11 protein-coding genes and 1 pseudogene are annotated in these 14,884 nt (G+C 72.7%); 9 read left to right on the top strand and 3 right to left on the bottom strand.

Annotation, left to right across the window (positions count from 1 at the left end):
- The 3 genes and pseudogenes from AB0A94_RS12065 to AB0A94_RS12055 form a co-directional block, all read left to right on the top strand.
- A pseudogene (locus tag AB0A94_RS12065) lies at positions 1-189 on the top strand (acetyl-CoA C-acyltransferase); the annotation flags it as partial.
- Positions 190-222: 33 nt separating this feature from the next.
- Entirely contained in the window at positions 223-2,400 is a 2,178-nt protein-coding gene (locus tag AB0A94_RS12060) for a 3-hydroxyacyl-CoA dehydrogenase NAD-binding domain-containing protein (RefSeq protein WP_361742646.1), read from the top strand.
- Between the two features lie 114 nt (positions 2,401-2,514).
- Complete coding sequence (locus tag AB0A94_RS12055) at positions 2,515-4,353, top strand: AMP-dependent synthetase/ligase (protein ID WP_361742644.1); 1,839 nt, start codon at positions 2,515-2,517, stop codon at positions 4,351-4,353.
- 103 nt (positions 4,354-4,456) lie between these two features.
- Here AB0A94_RS12055 and AB0A94_RS12050 read toward each other — a convergent pair whose 3' ends face one another.
- Positions 4,457-5,596 (bottom strand): acyl-CoA dehydrogenase family protein, encoded by a 1,140-nt coding sequence (locus AB0A94_RS12050; RefSeq protein WP_361742641.1) that lies wholly within the window; start codon positions 5,594-5,596, stop codon positions 4,457-4,459.
- Positions 5,597-5,724: 128 nt separating this feature from the next.
- Here AB0A94_RS12050 and AB0A94_RS12045 point away from each other — a divergent pair, with 128 nt between their 5' ends.
- The gene (locus AB0A94_RS12045; RefSeq protein WP_361742638.1) at positions 5,725-6,351 is read left to right on the top strand and encodes a TetR/AcrR family transcriptional regulator; all 627 of its coding nucleotides are present in this window, start codon (positions 5,725-5,727) and stop codon (positions 6,349-6,351) included.
- A 36-nt stretch (positions 6,352-6,387) separates the two neighbouring features.
- Here AB0A94_RS12045 and AB0A94_RS12040 read toward each other — a convergent pair whose 3' ends face one another.
- A complete protein-coding gene (locus AB0A94_RS12040; RefSeq protein ID WP_361742635.1) occupies positions 6,388-7,893 on the bottom strand; it encodes an aldehyde dehydrogenase family protein in 1,506 nt (501 codons plus the stop codon).
- Complete coding sequence (locus AB0A94_RS12035) at positions 7,890-8,831, bottom strand: oxygenase MpaB family protein (RefSeq protein ID WP_361742632.1); 942 nt, start codon at positions 8,829-8,831, stop codon at positions 7,890-7,892. The genes AB0A94_RS12040 and AB0A94_RS12035 overlap by 4 nt, the downstream gene beginning before the upstream one ends.
- Positions 8,832-9,269: 438 nt before the next feature.
- Between AB0A94_RS12035 and AB0A94_RS12030 the strand changes: the two genes are divergently transcribed.
- The 5 genes from AB0A94_RS12030 (at position 9,270) to AB0A94_RS12010 (ending at position 14,775) form a co-directional block, all read left to right on the top strand.
- Positions 9,270-9,461, top strand: a complete 192-nt coding sequence (locus AB0A94_RS12030) for a hypothetical protein (RefSeq protein WP_361742629.1) — start codon at positions 9,270-9,272, stop codon at positions 9,459-9,461.
- Positions 9,462-9,518: 57 nt separating this feature from the next.
- A complete protein-coding gene (locus AB0A94_RS12025; protein WP_361742626.1) occupies positions 9,519-9,947 on the top strand; it encodes a cytochrome P450 in 429 nt (142 codons plus the stop codon).
- Positions 9,944-10,528, top strand: a complete 585-nt coding sequence (locus AB0A94_RS12020) for a DUF2867 domain-containing protein (RefSeq protein ID WP_361742623.1) — start codon at positions 9,944-9,946, stop codon at positions 10,526-10,528. The genes AB0A94_RS12025 and AB0A94_RS12020 overlap by 4 nt, the downstream gene beginning before the upstream one ends.
- 502 nt (positions 10,529-11,030) lie before the next feature.
- Positions 11,031-13,076 carry a rhamnogalacturonan lyase gene (locus AB0A94_RS12015; RefSeq protein ID WP_361742621.1) on the top strand — a complete coding sequence of 682 codons (2,046 nt, stop codon included), beginning with the start codon at positions 11,031-11,033 and terminating at the stop codon, positions 13,074-13,076.
- A gap of 148 nt (positions 13,077-13,224) precedes the next feature.
- The gene (locus AB0A94_RS12010; RefSeq protein ID WP_361742618.1) at positions 13,225-14,775 is read left to right on the top strand and encodes a GDSL-type esterase/lipase family protein; all 1,551 of its coding nucleotides are present in this window, start codon (positions 13,225-13,227) and stop codon (positions 14,773-14,775) included.
- Positions 14,776-14,884: the final 109 nt, after the last annotated feature.

Genomic DNA, 14,884 nt, shown 5'->3' with positions numbered 1-14,884 from the left:
GGCCTGTCCCTGGACAAGGTCAACGTCAACGGCGGCGCCATCGCCCTGGGGCATCCCCTCGGCGCCACCGGCGCGATGATCCTCGGCACCCTCGTGGACGAACTGGTCCGCCGCGACCTGCGGTACGGGCTGGCGACCCTGTGCGTGGGCGGCGGCATGGGCATCGCCACGGTCGTCGAACGCGTCTGACCCCTCCCGACGGATCACCAGGAGCACACCCTCATGAGCACCGAGTCCACCACCATCCGCTGGGAAGAGTCCGACGACCACGTCGTCACCCTCGTCCTCGACGACCCGGACCAGTCCGTCAACACCATGAACGCCGCGTTCATCGACTCGCTGGACGCCGTCGCGGCACGGCTCGCGGAACGCCGCGACACCATCCGGGGCGTCATCGTCACCTCCGCCAAGAAGAGCTTCTTCGCCGGCGGCGACCTGCGCGACCTGATCTCCGTCACCCCCGCGACCGCCGGCGCCTCCTTCGAGGCCGGGATGCGCGTCAAGCGCTCGCTGCGTGTCCTGGAGACGCTGGGCAAGCCGGTCGTCGCCGCGATCGACGGCGCGGCGCTGGGCGGCGGTTACGAGATCGCCCTGGCCTGTCACCACCGCGTGGTGCTGGACCGCCCGGCCGCCCGCGTCGGGCTTCCCGAAGTCACTCTGGGCCTGCTGCCCGGCGGCGGCGGAGTGACCCGTACGGTCCGCATGTTCGGGGTGGTGGACGCCCTGCGGAAGGTCCTCCTGGAGGGCACCCGGTACGGACCGGCGCGCGCCCTGGAGGCCGGCCTGGTCGACGAGATAGCCGCCGACCAGGAAGAACTCCTCGCCAAGGCGCGGGCGTTCGTCGACGCCCACCCCGAGTCCGCGCAGCCCTGGGACGCCCCCGGGTACCGCGTCCCCGGCGGCACCCCCTCGACCCCGGAGCTCGCCGCCCGACTCCCCGCCCTCCCCGCGATGCTGAGGAAGAAGACGGGCGGCGCCCCCTGCCCGGCGCCGCGCAACATCCTCGCGGCGGCCGTGGAGAGCTCCCAGGTCGACGTGGACACGGCCTTCGCGGTGGAGGCCGGGTACCTGACGGAACTGGTCACCGGGCAGATCACCAAGAACATGATCCAGGCGTACTTCTTCGACCTGGGGGCCGTGAACTCCGGCGCCGGCCGTCCCCGGGGCGTCGAGCCGCGCGGGGTGACCAGGGTGGCCGTGCTCGGCGCGGGCATGATGGGCGCGGGCATCGCCCACTCCTGCGCGCTGGCGGGGATCGACGTCGTGCTGAAGGACGTGTCGGCGGAGGCGGCGGCCAAGGGCAAGGGCTACTCGGAGAAGCTGTGCGCCAAGGCCGTCTCCCGCGGCCGCACCACGCGGGAGAAGGCCGACGCCCTGCTGGCCCGCATCACCCCGACCGCCGACGTCCGGGACCTGGCCGGCTGCGACGCGGTGATCGAGGCGGTCTTCGAGGACACCGGCCTCAAGCACAGGGTGTTCCAGGAGATCCAGGACGTCGTCGCCCCGGACGCGCTGCTGTGCTCCAACACCTCCACCCTGCCCATCACCGTCCTCGCCAAGGGGGTGCAGCGGCCGCGGGACTTCATCGGCCTGCACTTCTTCTCACCGGTCGACAGGATGCCGCTGGTGGAGATCGTCAAGGGCGAGAAGACGGGGGACGAGGCGCTCGCACGCGCCTTCGACCTGGTGCGGCAGATCCACAAGACGCCGATCGTGGTCAACGACTCGCGCGGCTTCTTCACCTCCCGTGTCATCGGCCGCTTCCTCGACGAGGGCGTCGCCATGGTCGGGGAGGGCATCGAACCGGCCTCCGTCGAGCAGGCCGCCGCGCAGGCCGGCTACCCGGCCAAGGTGCTCTCCCTGATGGACGAGCTGACCCTCACCCTGCCGCGCAGGATCCGCGAGGAGACCCGCCGCGCGATCGAGGCGTCGGGCGGCGTCCCGGCGCCGCACCCGGCGGACGCGGTGGTGGACCGCATGATCGACGAGTTCGGCCGCCCCGGGCGGTCGGGCGGCGCGGGCTTCTACGACTACGCCGACGGCAGGCGTGCCGGGCTCTGGCCGGGACTGCGCGAGCACTTCACCGATCCGGCGAAGCAACCCGCCGACCTGACCGAGCTGATGGAGCGGATGCTCTTCGTCGAGGCGCTCGACTCGGTGCGCTGCCTGGAGGAGGGCGTGCTGGTCTCGGTGGCGGACGCCAACATCGGCTCGCTGCTCGGCATCGGCTTCCCGCCGTGGACGGGCGGGGTGCTGCAGTACGTCAACGCCTACGAGGGCGGGCTGCCCGGCTTCGTGGCCCGCGCGCGTGAGCTGGCCGGGAAGCACGGCGAGCGCTTCGCCCCGCCCGAGCTGCTGCTGCGCAAGGCCGAGCGGGGCGAGACCTTCACCGACTCCTGATCCGTTCCCGGGGCCCGCCCCCGCCTCCCTCCCCGGCGCCACCGGGCACGCCCGCAGGGGTTTTCCCGTCCCGGTCTCCCCAGACGTTCCCCACCGACCCGCAAGGAGGCCCCGATGACCTCGGACGCCCGCACCACCGGTGACCTGCCCGACGCCGCGGCCGACCGGACCCTGCCGCAGCTGCTGGCCCGGAACGCCCACGAGTACCCGCGACTCCCCGGTCTCTCCTGGCAGTCGGCGGACCCGGACGGTGACGGCGAGTGGACGACGTTCAGCTGGGCGGAGATCCACGAGCACACCCGGAGCCTGGCCGCCGGCTACCGGGCCCTCGGCGTCCGCCGCGGGGACCACGTGCTGCTGATGATGTCCAACCGGCCCGAGCACTGGCTGTCGGACCTGGCGCTGGTCCGCCTCGGCGCGGTCCCGGTCAGCGTCTACGGCACCGCCGCCCCCGAGCAGATCACCCACATCGCCCGCAACTGCCGGGCCCGCCTCGCCGTCGTCGAGGGGGCGGCGCAGGTCGCCGTGTGGGAGCCGCTGCTGGCCGACGCCGGCACCCCGCTGGAGCGGCTGGTGGTGGCCGGGGCGGGCGCGGAGGAGGGCCACGTCCCGTACGCCGCCCTGCTCCGCGAGCCGGTGCCGGAGCGGTTCGCCGAGGAACTGGACACCGCCCGCCCCGAGGACCCGCTGACCGTCGTCTACACCTCCGGCACCACCGGCGAGCCCAAGGGCGTCGTCCTCACCCACCGCGCGGTGATGTCCAACGCCCTGGCGCTGGACGCCGTGGTGGAGCTGCCCCCGCACGTCGAGCACATCTGCTACCTGCCGTTCGCGCACATCGCCGAGCGGATGCTGGGCATCTACCTGCCCTGCCACCGGGCCTCGCACGTGTATCTCTGCGCCGACCCGACGCGCGTCGGCGCAGTGGTGCGCAAGGTGCGCCCCGCACAGTTCTTCGGGGTGCCGAGGATCTGGGAGAAGCTCGCCGCCGCCGTGCGGGCCGTCCTGTCGCTGATGCCGGCCGAGCAGCGGACGGTCATCGACCGGGCCTTCGAGGTCGCCCGCGAGCACGTCGGGTACCGCGAGCGGGGCGAGACGCCGCCCGCCGAGCTCGAGGAACGCTACGTCCGTGCCCGCGAGGAGGTGCTGCTGCCCCTGCTGGCCGCGGGCGGTCTGGACCGGGTGACCTGGTCGGCCAGCGCGTCGGCGCCGATGTCGGTCGACGTGGTGAGGTTCTGGGCCGGTTTCGGCATCGTCATCATGGACGCCTGGGGGCTCACCGAGACCACCGGCGTGGCCACCAGCAACAGCCCGAGGACGGGCTTCCGGCTCGGCTCGGTGGGGCGTCCGGTGGAGTCCGTGGAGATCCGCGTCGCCGAGGACGGCGAGATCCTGGTGCGGGGCACGTCCGTCTTCTCCGGCTACCTCCAGCCGGACGGCTCGGTGCGGTCCGCCCTGGACGCCGACGGCTGGCTGGCCACCGGCGACATCGGCCGGATCGACGAGGACGGCTACCTCTGGCTCACCGACCGGAAGAAGGAGATGATCATCACCTCCACCGGCAAGAACGTCTCCCCGGCCCTGGTGGAGAACGCGCTCAAGGAACACCCGCTGATCGGCCAGGCGATGGTGCACGGCGACAACCGCTCCTACCTGGTCGCCCTGCTGGTGCTCGACGCGGAGGCCGCCCCCGCCTGGGCCGCGGCCCACGGCGTCGAGGCGGAGGGGGGAACGGCCGGGCTGGCGCGGCACCCCGCCGTCCGGGCGGAGGTGGACCGCGCGGTGGCCGCCGCCAACACCCGGCTCAACCGCACCGAGCAGGTCAAGCGGTACGAGCTGCTGGCCGAGGAGTGGGGTCCGGCGACCGGCGAGCTGACGCCGTCGCTGAAGATGCGGCGCCGGGTCATCCGGGACAAGTACGCCGACGCGTTGTCCGGGCTCTACCAGGGGTGACCCGGGCCGCGTTCCTTCCGCGCCCTCGCAGCACCTCCCGCGTACGGCACGGCGGCGGCCCCTCCCCGGGCGGGGGAGGGGCCGCCGCCGTGCCGAGGCCGTCTCAGAGACCGTAGGTCTTGCCGATGACGTCCCGCTGGATCTCGCTGGTGCCGCCGTAGACCGTGGAGACGACCGCGGCCCGCAGATGGCGCTCCATGTCGAACTCCGTGGTGTAGCCGTAGCCGCCCATCATCTGCATGCCTTCCAGGGCGGTCCGCTTGGCGATCTCGGTGGCCTTCAGCTTGGCCATGGACGCCTCGCGCGGGAACAGCCTGTCCGGCTGAGCGTCGCAGTCCAGGGCCACCTCGCGCACCAGCAGCCGGGTGCACTCGATCTCGGTGGCGAGGTCGGCGACCCGGTGCCGCAGCGCCTGGAAGGAACCGACGGGCCGCCCGAACTGCTCGCGTTCGCGGACGTAGGAGACGGCGTCGTCGAAGGCGCGGCGCGCCAGGCCCAGCATGTTCGCGGCCAGGAAGAGCCGCTCGTGGTTGAGGCCGGCCATCAACTGCCGCCAGCCGTCGTCCACCTGGCCGACGACGGCGTCCGCGGGCAGCCGCACGCCGGTGAGGAAGACGTCGTTGACCTCCCGGCCGCGCATGGTCCCGATGCCCCGTACCTCCACCCCCGGGGTGTCGGCGGGCAGGTGGAACATGGTCAGACCGCCGTGCTTGTCCTCGCCGGTGCGGGCCACCAGCAGAATGCTCTTCGCGCAGTGCGCGTTGGAGATCCAGGTCTTCTGCCCGTCGATCACCCAGGTGCCGTCCCGCTCCCGCCGGGCCCGGCAGCGCAGCGCGCCGACGTCCGACCCGGCCTCCGGCTCCGACATGGCGATGGACAGGACGTCGCCGCGCACCACCCCGGCCAGCACCTCGCGCCGCTGCCGCTCGGTGCCGAACCGCTCGTACGCCTTCGCCGTGATGACGGTGGTGACGAAGCCTCCGCACGGGACCATCCCGTACGAGGTCTCCTCCAGGAAGAGACAGGTGTCGGCCAGCCCGCCGCCGGAGCCTCCGTACTCCTCGGGCACGCACACCCCGAGCCAGCCCAGTTCGGCGAGCCGCCCGTACAGCTCGGGGTGGTGGGCCTCGCGGCCGCCCTCCGTCAGCGCGTCGCGCTGCTCTCGGGTACCGCACTCGCGCTTGGCGAAGTCGCGCACGGCCGCGGCGAAAGCGGCCTGTTCCTCGGTGAGTCGACTGCCCATCAGGTCCTCCGGGATCCGGGTGCCGGTCGGCGGCTCGGTCGGGTGCGGGCCGGCAGGTGAGTTACAAAAACATGATAGTTGTTTCAATGTCTCACGGGGAGTCGTTCGCCGGTATCGTGAGACGCACCATGAGAACTGACACGAACGACTCGTGGCTCGCCCGGGCCCTCGACCGGCCGGAGCCGGAGGACGACACGGCGCGGCGGATCCTCGACGCGGCACTGGAGCAGTTCACCCTGCTGGGGCTGCGCCGCTCCTCCGTGGACGACGTCGCCAAACGGGCCGGCGTCTCCCGGGTCACCGTCTACCGGCGCTTCCAGACCAAGGACAAGCTGGTCGAGGACACCCTGCTGCGCGAGCTCGCCCGGTTCTTCCAGCGGCTGGACTCGGCGGTCGCGGCGCTGCCGACCATGAAGGAGCGGGTCGTCGAGGGCTTCGTGGTCGCCCTGCGCCACACCCGCGCCCATCCGCTCTTCGGCGGCCTGCTGCGCCTCGAACCCGAGGTGGTGCTGCCCTACCTGACCGTGCAGGGCAGCTCCTCGCTCTCCGCCACCGTCGAGTACCTGACGGCCCATCTGCGCCGCGCGCAACAGGTCGAGGGCCGCCCCGAGGAGGACCCGCGTCCGGTCGCCGAGCTCATGGTGCGGGTCGCCGTGTCCTTCCTGCTCAACCCCGCCAGCTGCATCGAGATGGAGGACGAGGACCAGGCCCGGGCCTTCGCCCGCCGCTACCTGGCCCCGCTGCTGGACGCCTGACCGGCCGGACCGTCCGGCGGGGCGCCGCCCGGCCGTTCAGCGGCGCCGGTGCAGCGCCCGGGCCAGCCGCACCGCGCGCTCCCGCGTGGCGGCCGGAACCGCGAAGGAGGTCAGCGCGATCGGCGGGGTGAACCGCTGCACCGTCACCGACTGCACGGAGGTGAAGGCACGCAGCCCTTCCGCGCCGTGGATCCGCCCGAAGCCGGAGTCCTGCGAACCGCCGAACGGCAGCGCCGGCACCGCCGCGAAACCCAGCACCGAGTTCACCGACACCGCCCCCGCGCGCAGCCGCGCCGCGATCGCCGCGCCGGCGCGCCCGTCGCGGCAGAACACCGCGGCCCCCAGGGCGTAGCGCGAGGCGTTGGCCCGCTCCACCGCCTCGTCCACGTCGGCCACCGGATTGATCGCCACGACCGGCCCGAAGGTCTCCTCCGTCATCGCCGCCGCGTCCTCCGGTACGCCGGTCAGCACGACCGGCGCGACATAGGGAGCGCGCACCGACCCGGGCCCGCCCAGCAGGGCCCGCGCACCCGCCGAGACCGCACCGCTCACGTGCCGTTCGACGACGGCGACCTGGTCCGGCAGCGTCATCGGGCCGTAGGGGGCGTCCGCCCCGGCACCGGGGCGCAGCGCCGCCGCCCGCTCGACCACCCGTTCGCACAGCTCCGCGTGGATCCCGCGCACCGCGTAGACGCGCTCCACGCCGGCGCAGGTCTGCCCCGCGTTGCCCATCGCGCCCCACACGATCGCGTCGGCGGCCGCGTCCAGGTCCGCGTCCGCGGTGACGATCACCGCGTCCTTCCCGCCGCACTCGGCGAGGAACGGCGTCAGCGTCCCGGCGCACACCGCCATCACCTCGCGGGCCGTCCCCGGCGAACCGGTGAACGCCAGCTTGTCGACCCCGGACCGGGCCAGGGCGTCCCCGCTGGACGCCGCGCCGGTGACGGTGGTGAGCAGCCCGGCGTGCCCGGGCACGGCGGCGTCGAAGAGCCCGGCCAGCAGGACCCCGGTGCCCGGGGTCAGCTCGGACGGCTTGAAGACCACGGCGTTCCCCGCGGCCAGGGCGTAACCGATGGAGCCCATCGGGGTGTAGAGGGGGTAGTTCCAGGGGCCGATCACGCCGACCACGCCCAGCGGCCGGTGCACCAGCGAGGCCCGCTGGTGGACGGTGAACAGTCCGGTGCCCACCCTCCGCCGGCGCAGCACGCGCCCGGCGTTGCGGGCGGCCCAGCCCAGGTGCTCCAGCGTGAGCACGACCTCCAGCGCGGCGTCACCGGCCGGCTTGCCGGTCTCCTCGGCGACGGTGCGGGCCACGGAGTCCAAGTCGGTGGCGAGGGCCTTCTTCCACCGCAGCAGATGGTCACGGCGCCGGGACGCGGACAGCGCCGCCCAGCCGGCCTGGACGGTCCGCGCCCGGGCCACGGCGCGGGAGACCTCCTCCGGCCCGTGCACCGGGTGTTCGGCGATCGGCTTGCCGGTCGCGGGGGAGTACGTGGTGAAGGTCGCGGCGCGTGGTGCGGCGGCGGGGGTGGTGTCGGTCATGGGGCCTCCTGACGGGGAGCATCGGGGACGGGCGACTGCGCCGGACCGGAGGCCCCTTCCGGCGGCGTCCCGTCCTGGAGCGGCGCAGGCGGACGGGAGTGCGCCCAGTGCGGACCCAGGTCGTCCAGGGTCCAGCCGAAGGGGTAGGTGCGCGCCTCGGGCCTGCGCGGGAGCCACTCGGGCCGCCCGGGCAGCAGGCGGATCAGCGCGGCCCGGACGCGGAACGCGCGGTGGACGGCGGCCCGCAGCAGGCGCGGCTGCGGGCGGAAGCCGAGCGCCTCCAGCAGCGGCTCGTCCAGGACGGCGAGCACGACCCGGGAGGCCAGCCGCCGCGCCGGGGCCGGGTACCAGGAGGCCATGATCCGCAAGGTGGCCGCCGCGACCCTGCGGTTGGCGGGGTCGTAGGCGAACATCTCCCGCTCGTAGTCGTCGTGGAGCCGCTCGAACGCGGCGTAGGTGCCGGGTACGCCGGAGATGCCCATCATCTCGCCCATCCGCCGGCCCACCAGCGCCAGGCTCTCGGCCTCCTGCTCGGACAGGCGCCGCCAGCCGAACCGGTCGATCCACCGCTTCGGCCCCACCACCGTGGTGGCCAGGACGTAGAGGAAGTCCTCGTTGGGGATCCGGTAACGGCCGTGGATGCGGTTCAGGTGCCGGGCGGCCGCCCGGCCGTGCTCCGAGTCCGTCCCCTCGCGGACCATCTCGTACATGAGCAGCACCGTGTCGTCGTACCGCTTCTGACCGGCACGTTCGAACTCCTGGGTGCGGTCCAGGAGCCGGGAGACGCGCGGGACGCCGTAGTCGCGCAGGAACGCGGTCGACGTCCCGTGGAGATAGTCGCGGGGGAACTCGTAGTGGGTGATCCACCGGTAGATCTGCTCGAAGTCCCGCTGCGGGTCCATCTGCCGGATGAGGCGGAGCCGGCGGTAGCGGTCCATGGGTGATTCCCTCCTGTCCGAATCGCGGCCATCGGCTCACGGTGCGGGTGGCCATGCGGCAGAGGTGGACGGTCTCCGCGTCGCCCCGTACCTGGCCGGCGGGTACGCCGTCGGAGCCCGGGCGGATGCGCGGAGCGCTGACGCCCGGGTCGGGAGGGCGATGCCGCCTACTGCGCCGGGTTCCATGGGCAGCACCCCGGTGAGTCGAAGATACTGAAACTATTGACTTGTTTCATCGGGCGTCAATACTCCGGACGCGACGGAGGCGCGGAGGCGCCCGAAGTCGCCACCCCCGGCTTTTGTACGCGCCTCAACTTCCCCGCGAGCAGAAGCAGTTGATTGCCCGGGGAGGGGGTGGAGGCACGCGCTTTCGCCGCAGCCACCCGCGCGGGCCGTGCCCCGTTCGGTGACCGGCGGTCATGGGCTTCAGCCCTGTGCGTGGGGCCCTGCGCGGCCGACGCCCACGGCCACGCCGTACGCCTGGAACCGCACGGCACGAAGGACGGCACCGCCGTGGCCCTGGAGGACCGGCCGCCGCTGTGCTCCGTCGAGGCCGGCCGGATCGCCGGCGCGTGCACGCTGTCGCTGCGCAGGCGCCGGCCCGTACGACTCGGCGAGGCGCGCACGTGACGACGAACGGCCCCTGCGCACCGGTGTCCCGGGACGGAAGCCGGATGCCCGGCCGGGGTGCGGAGCGGCTCGTCGGCCGTGTCGACTTCCTCCACGTGGATCCCGTTCGGCGGCGGCCACACCCGCTGCCCCGGCGACCGCATCGCGCTCGTGGAGCTGAAGGCCACCCTGACCGAGATCCTGACGACGTGCGACGTGCGACGTCGAACGCGCCGACGCCGAGCCGGAGTCCGCGCACAGCCGCACGGTCGTCAACATTCCGAGGAACGGTGCCCGCATGGTGTTCCGCCCGCGCAGGGTGAAAGCCGGGACGGCCGCGGCCTGAGGCGGGCCTGTCGCGCGGCAGGACACCGGCTGCGGGGGCCGGCGGGCGACTCCCCCGCAGCCGGCGGACACCCCCTGGATAGGTTGGTGCCGTCGCATGCGCCTGCGGGCGGTGCCACGCGCCGGTGCGGGACCGTTCCACGAGACATGGAGACCGAATGAGGCTGCCGAACACGGCGTTCACCGAACGGCCGTGGAGGATCCACGAGTTCATCAAGGACTTCGAGGTCGAGGACGTATGGGACCTGGACACCCCGGGAGGACCCGACGATCTGGCCCTCCTGGTCAAGCAGTTCAGCGGCGACGGCTCCGAGTTCAATCCGTCGCGGATGTACAAGCTGCTGTTCGCGATCCGCTGGAGACTCGGAGCCATCCTCAAGTGGGACGAAGCGGAACACGGCGTCGGCCCGCGCAATCCCTCCCTGCGCGACCGGCTGCCGGACGACCTGCGTGAGGGCCCGCGCGGCCCGGACCTGAGGACGGTGCCGATGAAGTCGGTCTACCAGACCTCCGACGAATGGGCGACCGAGGTCGTCAACAAGACGGTGCACGCGGTGATGCACATCGGCTGGGTGGACGACGGGAACGGCGGGCACCACGCGCAGATGGCCGTACTGGTCAAGAAGAAGGGCCTGCTGGGGAAGGTCTACATGCCCCTGATCCTCCCCTTCCGGCGCATCTTCGTGACGCCGAACCTGGTCAAGACGATCGGCCACCACTGGAACGCACGAACGGCCGGATGACGTCCGGCACGGCCCCGCCGGACCCCGGCACGGCCCCGCGTCCCCCGAGAACCGGCCCGGCCGGGTGCTCCGGGTGCGTCGCCGCCGCGCTCTCCGGCTGGTGATCGCGAATCCGGAGCCCCACCGTGCTCGACCGAGTGCCGGTCGACCGAGCCGGGGAGGAGGAACGTGCGCTGTGGGGCGCGTCGGTCCAGGAACTGCGAGGGTGCTCCCGTGGTGGAGCCGAGGCCGACGTGGTCCTTCCCGACTTCCCGGCGGCACCGTGCGCACCGTCATCGGCGGCGCGCACACGTTCCGCACGGCGCCGTGAGCGGGCGCGCACCGCCGCCGCACGGCGGACGGGCGCGGAGCACGGCCGCGGCCGGGTGACCGGACGCCATCGGACACGGCCGTACCGCGACGTCCGGCTCCGGGGGACCGCTCGCAATGTTTCGCAAGTAACCGCACTGACTCGGGTGTTGACCCTGTCGATCAGCCGTTGCCAGACTCGGACGACCGGTCGATGAATCGATTCAATCCCGTAGAGCCTCTCGTCCTGCGAGCAAAGGAGCACCCGTATGGGCAGGGAATCCGCCGTTCCCGGCACTCGACACACCAGACGCGCCGCAGTCACCGCGACCGGCCGTCCCGCTTCCGGCCGGTCGCCGTCTGCCTCGCCGTCCTGTCCCTCGCCGCCACCGCGTTCACCGGTCCCGCCTCCGCCTCCGGCGACCACCGGCCCGACCGCCCGCTGCGCCAGATGGAGAACCTCGACCGGGCGCCGGTCGCCGTGCGGACCGAGGACGGGGTCTTCGTCGGCTGGCGGATGCTCGGCCTGGACCCGGAGGACGTCGCCTTCCACGTCTACCGGGACGGCCGCCGCATCACCCGCACCCCGGTCCGCGGCGCGACCAGCCTCACCGACCCGCGCGGCACCGCCGACTCGGTCTACCGGGTCGAGGTCCTGCGCGGCAGCCGGGTCACCGAGCGCACCGACAGGTTCGGCGTCTGGTCCCGGCAGTACCGGGAGATCCCGGTCAACCGGCCCGCCGGCGGCGTCACCCCGACCGGGGAGTCGTACACCTACCACCTCAACGACGCGAGCGTCGGCGACCTCGACGGCGACGGCCGGTACGAGATCGTCCAGAAGTGGGACCCGAGCAACTCCAAGGACAACTCCCGCAGCGGCTACACCGGCAACGTCTACCTCGACGCCTACACCCTGGACGGCGAGCAGCTGTGGCGCATCGACCTCGGCCGCAACATCCGCGCCGGGGCGCACTACACCCAGCTGATGGTCTACGACCTCGACGGCGACGGCCGCTCCGAGGTGACGGTGAAGACGGCCGACGGCACGGTGGACGGCACTGGCACCGTGATCGGCGACCCGGCGGCCGACCACCGCAACAGCAGCGGCTACGTGCTGACCGGTCCCGAGTACCTGACGGTCTTCGACGGGAGGACCGGCGCGGCCGTCGACACCGTGGACTACGTCCCGGGGCGGGGTGACACCTGTGCCTGGGGCGACTGCTACGGCAACCGCGCCGACCGCTTCCTGGCCGGTGTCGCCCACCTGGACGGCGAACGCCCCTCGGTCGTCTTCGCCCGCGGCTACTACACCCGCTCCACCCTGACCGCCTTCGACTTCGACGGTGAGAAGCTCAAGCAGCGCTGGGCGTTCGACTCCGACGACCTGGGCGCCGAGTACAAGGGCCAGGGCAACCACAACCTGGCGGTCGCGGACGTGGACGGCGACGCGAAGGACGAGATCGTCTACGGCTCGCTCACCGTGGACGACGACGGATCACCGCTGTACAACACCGAGCTGGGCCACGGCGACTCCCTGCACGTCTCCGACTTCGACCCGGGCCGCCCCGGCCAGGAGGTCTTCGCCGCCCACGAGTCGATGGCGGCCTCCGGCAACCGCGGGGCGACGTTCCGGGACGCGGCCACCGGCGAGATCCTCTACGACATGCCCGCGACCAGGGACATCGGACGCGCGGCGGCCGGCGACATCGACCCCGCCCACCCCGGCGCGGAGGCCTGGGCGGTCACCGCGACCGGCGCCTGGAACTCACGCGAGGGCGAACTGAGGGCGGCCGACGGCACGCTGCTCGGCACGTCCATCCCGTCGGCCAACCACATGATCTGGTGGGACGGCGACCCCCTGCGCGAGATCCTCGACCACGACTTCGACGAGTCGACCGACCCGGCGGGCCGGCCGTACGTCGCCAAGTGGGACGGGGAGACCGGCACCCAGAACACCGTCTTCCAGCCCGAGGGCGTCCACACCAACAACTGGACCAAGGGAAACCCCGTACTCCAGGCCGACCTGTACGGCGACTGGCGCGAGGAAGTCGTCTACCGCGCCCAGGACGAGTCGGCGCTCCGGCTCTACACCACGACCGCCGAGACGGACCTGCGGCTGCGCACCCTGATGCACGATCCGCAGTACCGCCTCGGGGTGGCCTGGCAGAACACGGCGTACAACCAGCCGCCGTGGACCGGCTACTTCATCGGCGAGGACATGAAGCGGCCGGCCCGGCCGGCCATCCGCTACACCCGGTGACCAGCACGCGCCACGCGTCGTGACACACGGCTGAACGCCCGTCCGGCGGCCGCACTCCCGGCCGCCGGACGGGCAAAGAAGGCGGCGCGTCCGCGTCGACCGGCGGCCACTTCGGGTACCCCCCACCCTCAGCACGAAGGAGTCACTGATGGAGCGAACCACTCCCGCGCCGGCCGGATCACCCGGCCGGCCCCGACGCAGGGCGTCACTCGCCGCGCTGGCCGCCGCGGCATGCGCGGCGGCCGGGCTCCTGGCGCCCCCCGCCTCGGCCGCGGCGGACGACGGAATCACGGTTTACCTCGCCGGTGACTCCACGGTGCAGAGCTACGACCCGTACTACGTCCCCCAGGCGGGCTGGGGCCAGGTGATCGACCGCTACCTGCCCGACGACGTGACGGTGGAGAACCACGCCATCGGCGGCCGCAGTTCACGCACCTTCGTCGAGCAGGGACGGCTCGACGCGATCCTGAACGAGATCGAGCCGGGCGACTACCTCTTCGTCCAGTTCGGCCACAACGACGCCTCCGTCGGCATCCCCGAGCGCTACACCTCTCCCGAGGACTACAAGGAGTTCCTCCGCACCGACTACATCGCCGGCGCGCGGGAACGAGGCGCCGTTCCGGTCGTCGTCACGCCCGTCTCGCGACGCTCCTACAACAGCACGACGGGCGAGTTCAACGTCTCCTTCCCCGAGTACGTCGAGGCGGCGAAGGAGGTGGCCGCCGAGGAGCACGTACCGCTGGTCGACCTCTCGGCCTCCAGCCGCGCCTACCTCGACACGATCGGCCCGGAGGAGGCGAAGTCCGTCTTCCTGCACGTCCCGGCCGGTGTGTACCCGAACCGCCCCAACGGCACGGCGGACGACACCCACTTCCAGGAGTACGGCGCGATCCAGATGGCCCGGCTGGTCGCCCAGGACGTCTCCGGGCTGGACACGCCGCTGGCCCGGCACGTGGTCAACGCCCTCCCGCCCACCGGGGTCCCGAAGAAGCCGACCGCCCTGAAGGCGCGGACCGTGACCAACGAGGGGACACGGCTGACCTGGAAGGCGGTCCGGGGTGCCGACATCTACCGGATCCACAAGAGGGAGAAGCACACCGAGGGCGCCGGGTTCACCCTGGCGACGACCTCCACCGTCCCCCTGGCCGACCTGTCCGGTCTGCGGGAGGGAACCGCGTACGAGCTGCGGGTGACCGCCGTCAACGGCGCGGGCGAGTCGGCACCCTCGCGCAAGCTGCGGATCACCACCCGGGTGCCCGACCGGCGATACGACTTCGGCCCGGCCGGCAGCCCGGTCCAGGAGGGATTCACCGAGGTCACCCCGGAGACGCTCCACACCGCCGAACGCGGCTACGGCTTCACCGACACCACCGGCATGATCGGCCGCGACCGCGGCAGCGCCCTGGACGCCCTGCAACGGGACTTCGTGGCCCTGTTCGACGGGCAGTACGAGTTCTCCGCGGACGTTCCCGACGGCGTGTACGCGGTCACCGCCCACGTCGGCGATCTGCTCGGCTCGGCGCGGACGAACCTCTCCATCGAGGGCCAGGACCGCGGCGGACTCGCCGGCAGCCGTTCCGTGGTCAAGCACACCTTCACCGACGTCGTGGTGAACGACGGGCGGCTCGGCGTCGTGGTCTCCGGCCAGACGGCCCACCTCAACGGCCTGGAACTCACGAGGACCGGCGACCTGCCCTAGCCGTCGGGCTGTGCGAGGCCCGGCTCGTCGACGGTCACCGGCAGACCGGCGGCGGGGGACCGGTCGGCGGCGATGCCGACCGCGACCGCGTGCAGGCCGTCGCGGTGGT

It is taken from the genome of Streptomyces sp. NPDC044984 (assembly GCF_040646935.1).
Classification (GTDB): domain Bacteria; phylum Actinomycetota; class Actinomycetes; order Streptomycetales; family Streptomycetaceae; genus Streptomyces.
This window is presented reverse-complemented; position numbering and strand designations above follow the sequence as displayed.

What these genes read in the sequence shown, in the direction of transcription:
- AB0A94_RS12035 (WP_361742632.1), bottom strand. Translation starts at nt 8,831, where the DNA reads ATGGACCGCTACCGCCGGCTCCGCCTCATCCGGCAGATGGACCCGCAG.
- AB0A94_RS12010 (WP_361742618.1), top strand. Translation starts at nt 13,225, where the DNA reads ATGGAGCGAACCACTCCCGCGCCGGCCGGATCACCCGGCCGGCCCCGA.
- AB0A94_RS12050 (WP_361742641.1), bottom strand. Translation starts at nt 5,596, where the DNA reads ATGGGCAGTCGACTCACCGAGGAACAGGCCGCTTTCGCCGCGGCCGTG.
- AB0A94_RS12055 (WP_361742644.1), top strand. Translation starts at nt 2,515, where the DNA reads ATGACCTCGGACGCCCGCACCACCGGTGACCTGCCCGACGCCGCGGCC.
- AB0A94_RS12060 (WP_361742646.1), top strand. Translation starts at nt 223, where the DNA reads ATGAGCACCGAGTCCACCACCATCCGCTGGGAAGAGTCCGACGACCAC.
- AB0A94_RS12045 (WP_361742638.1), top strand. Translation starts at nt 5,725, where the DNA reads ATGAGAACTGACACGAACGACTCGTGGCTCGCCCGGGCCCTCGACCGG.
- AB0A94_RS12020 (WP_361742623.1), top strand. Translation starts at nt 9,944, where the DNA reads ATGAGGCTGCCGAACACGGCGTTCACCGAACGGCCGTGGAGGATCCAC.
- AB0A94_RS12040 (WP_361742635.1), bottom strand. Translation starts at nt 7,893, where the DNA reads ATGACCGACACCACCCCCGCCGCCGCACCACGCGCCGCGACCTTCACC.
- AB0A94_RS12015 (WP_361742621.1), top strand. Translation starts at nt 11,031, where the DNA reads ATGAATCGATTCAATCCCGTAGAGCCTCTCGTCCTGCGAGCAAAGGAG.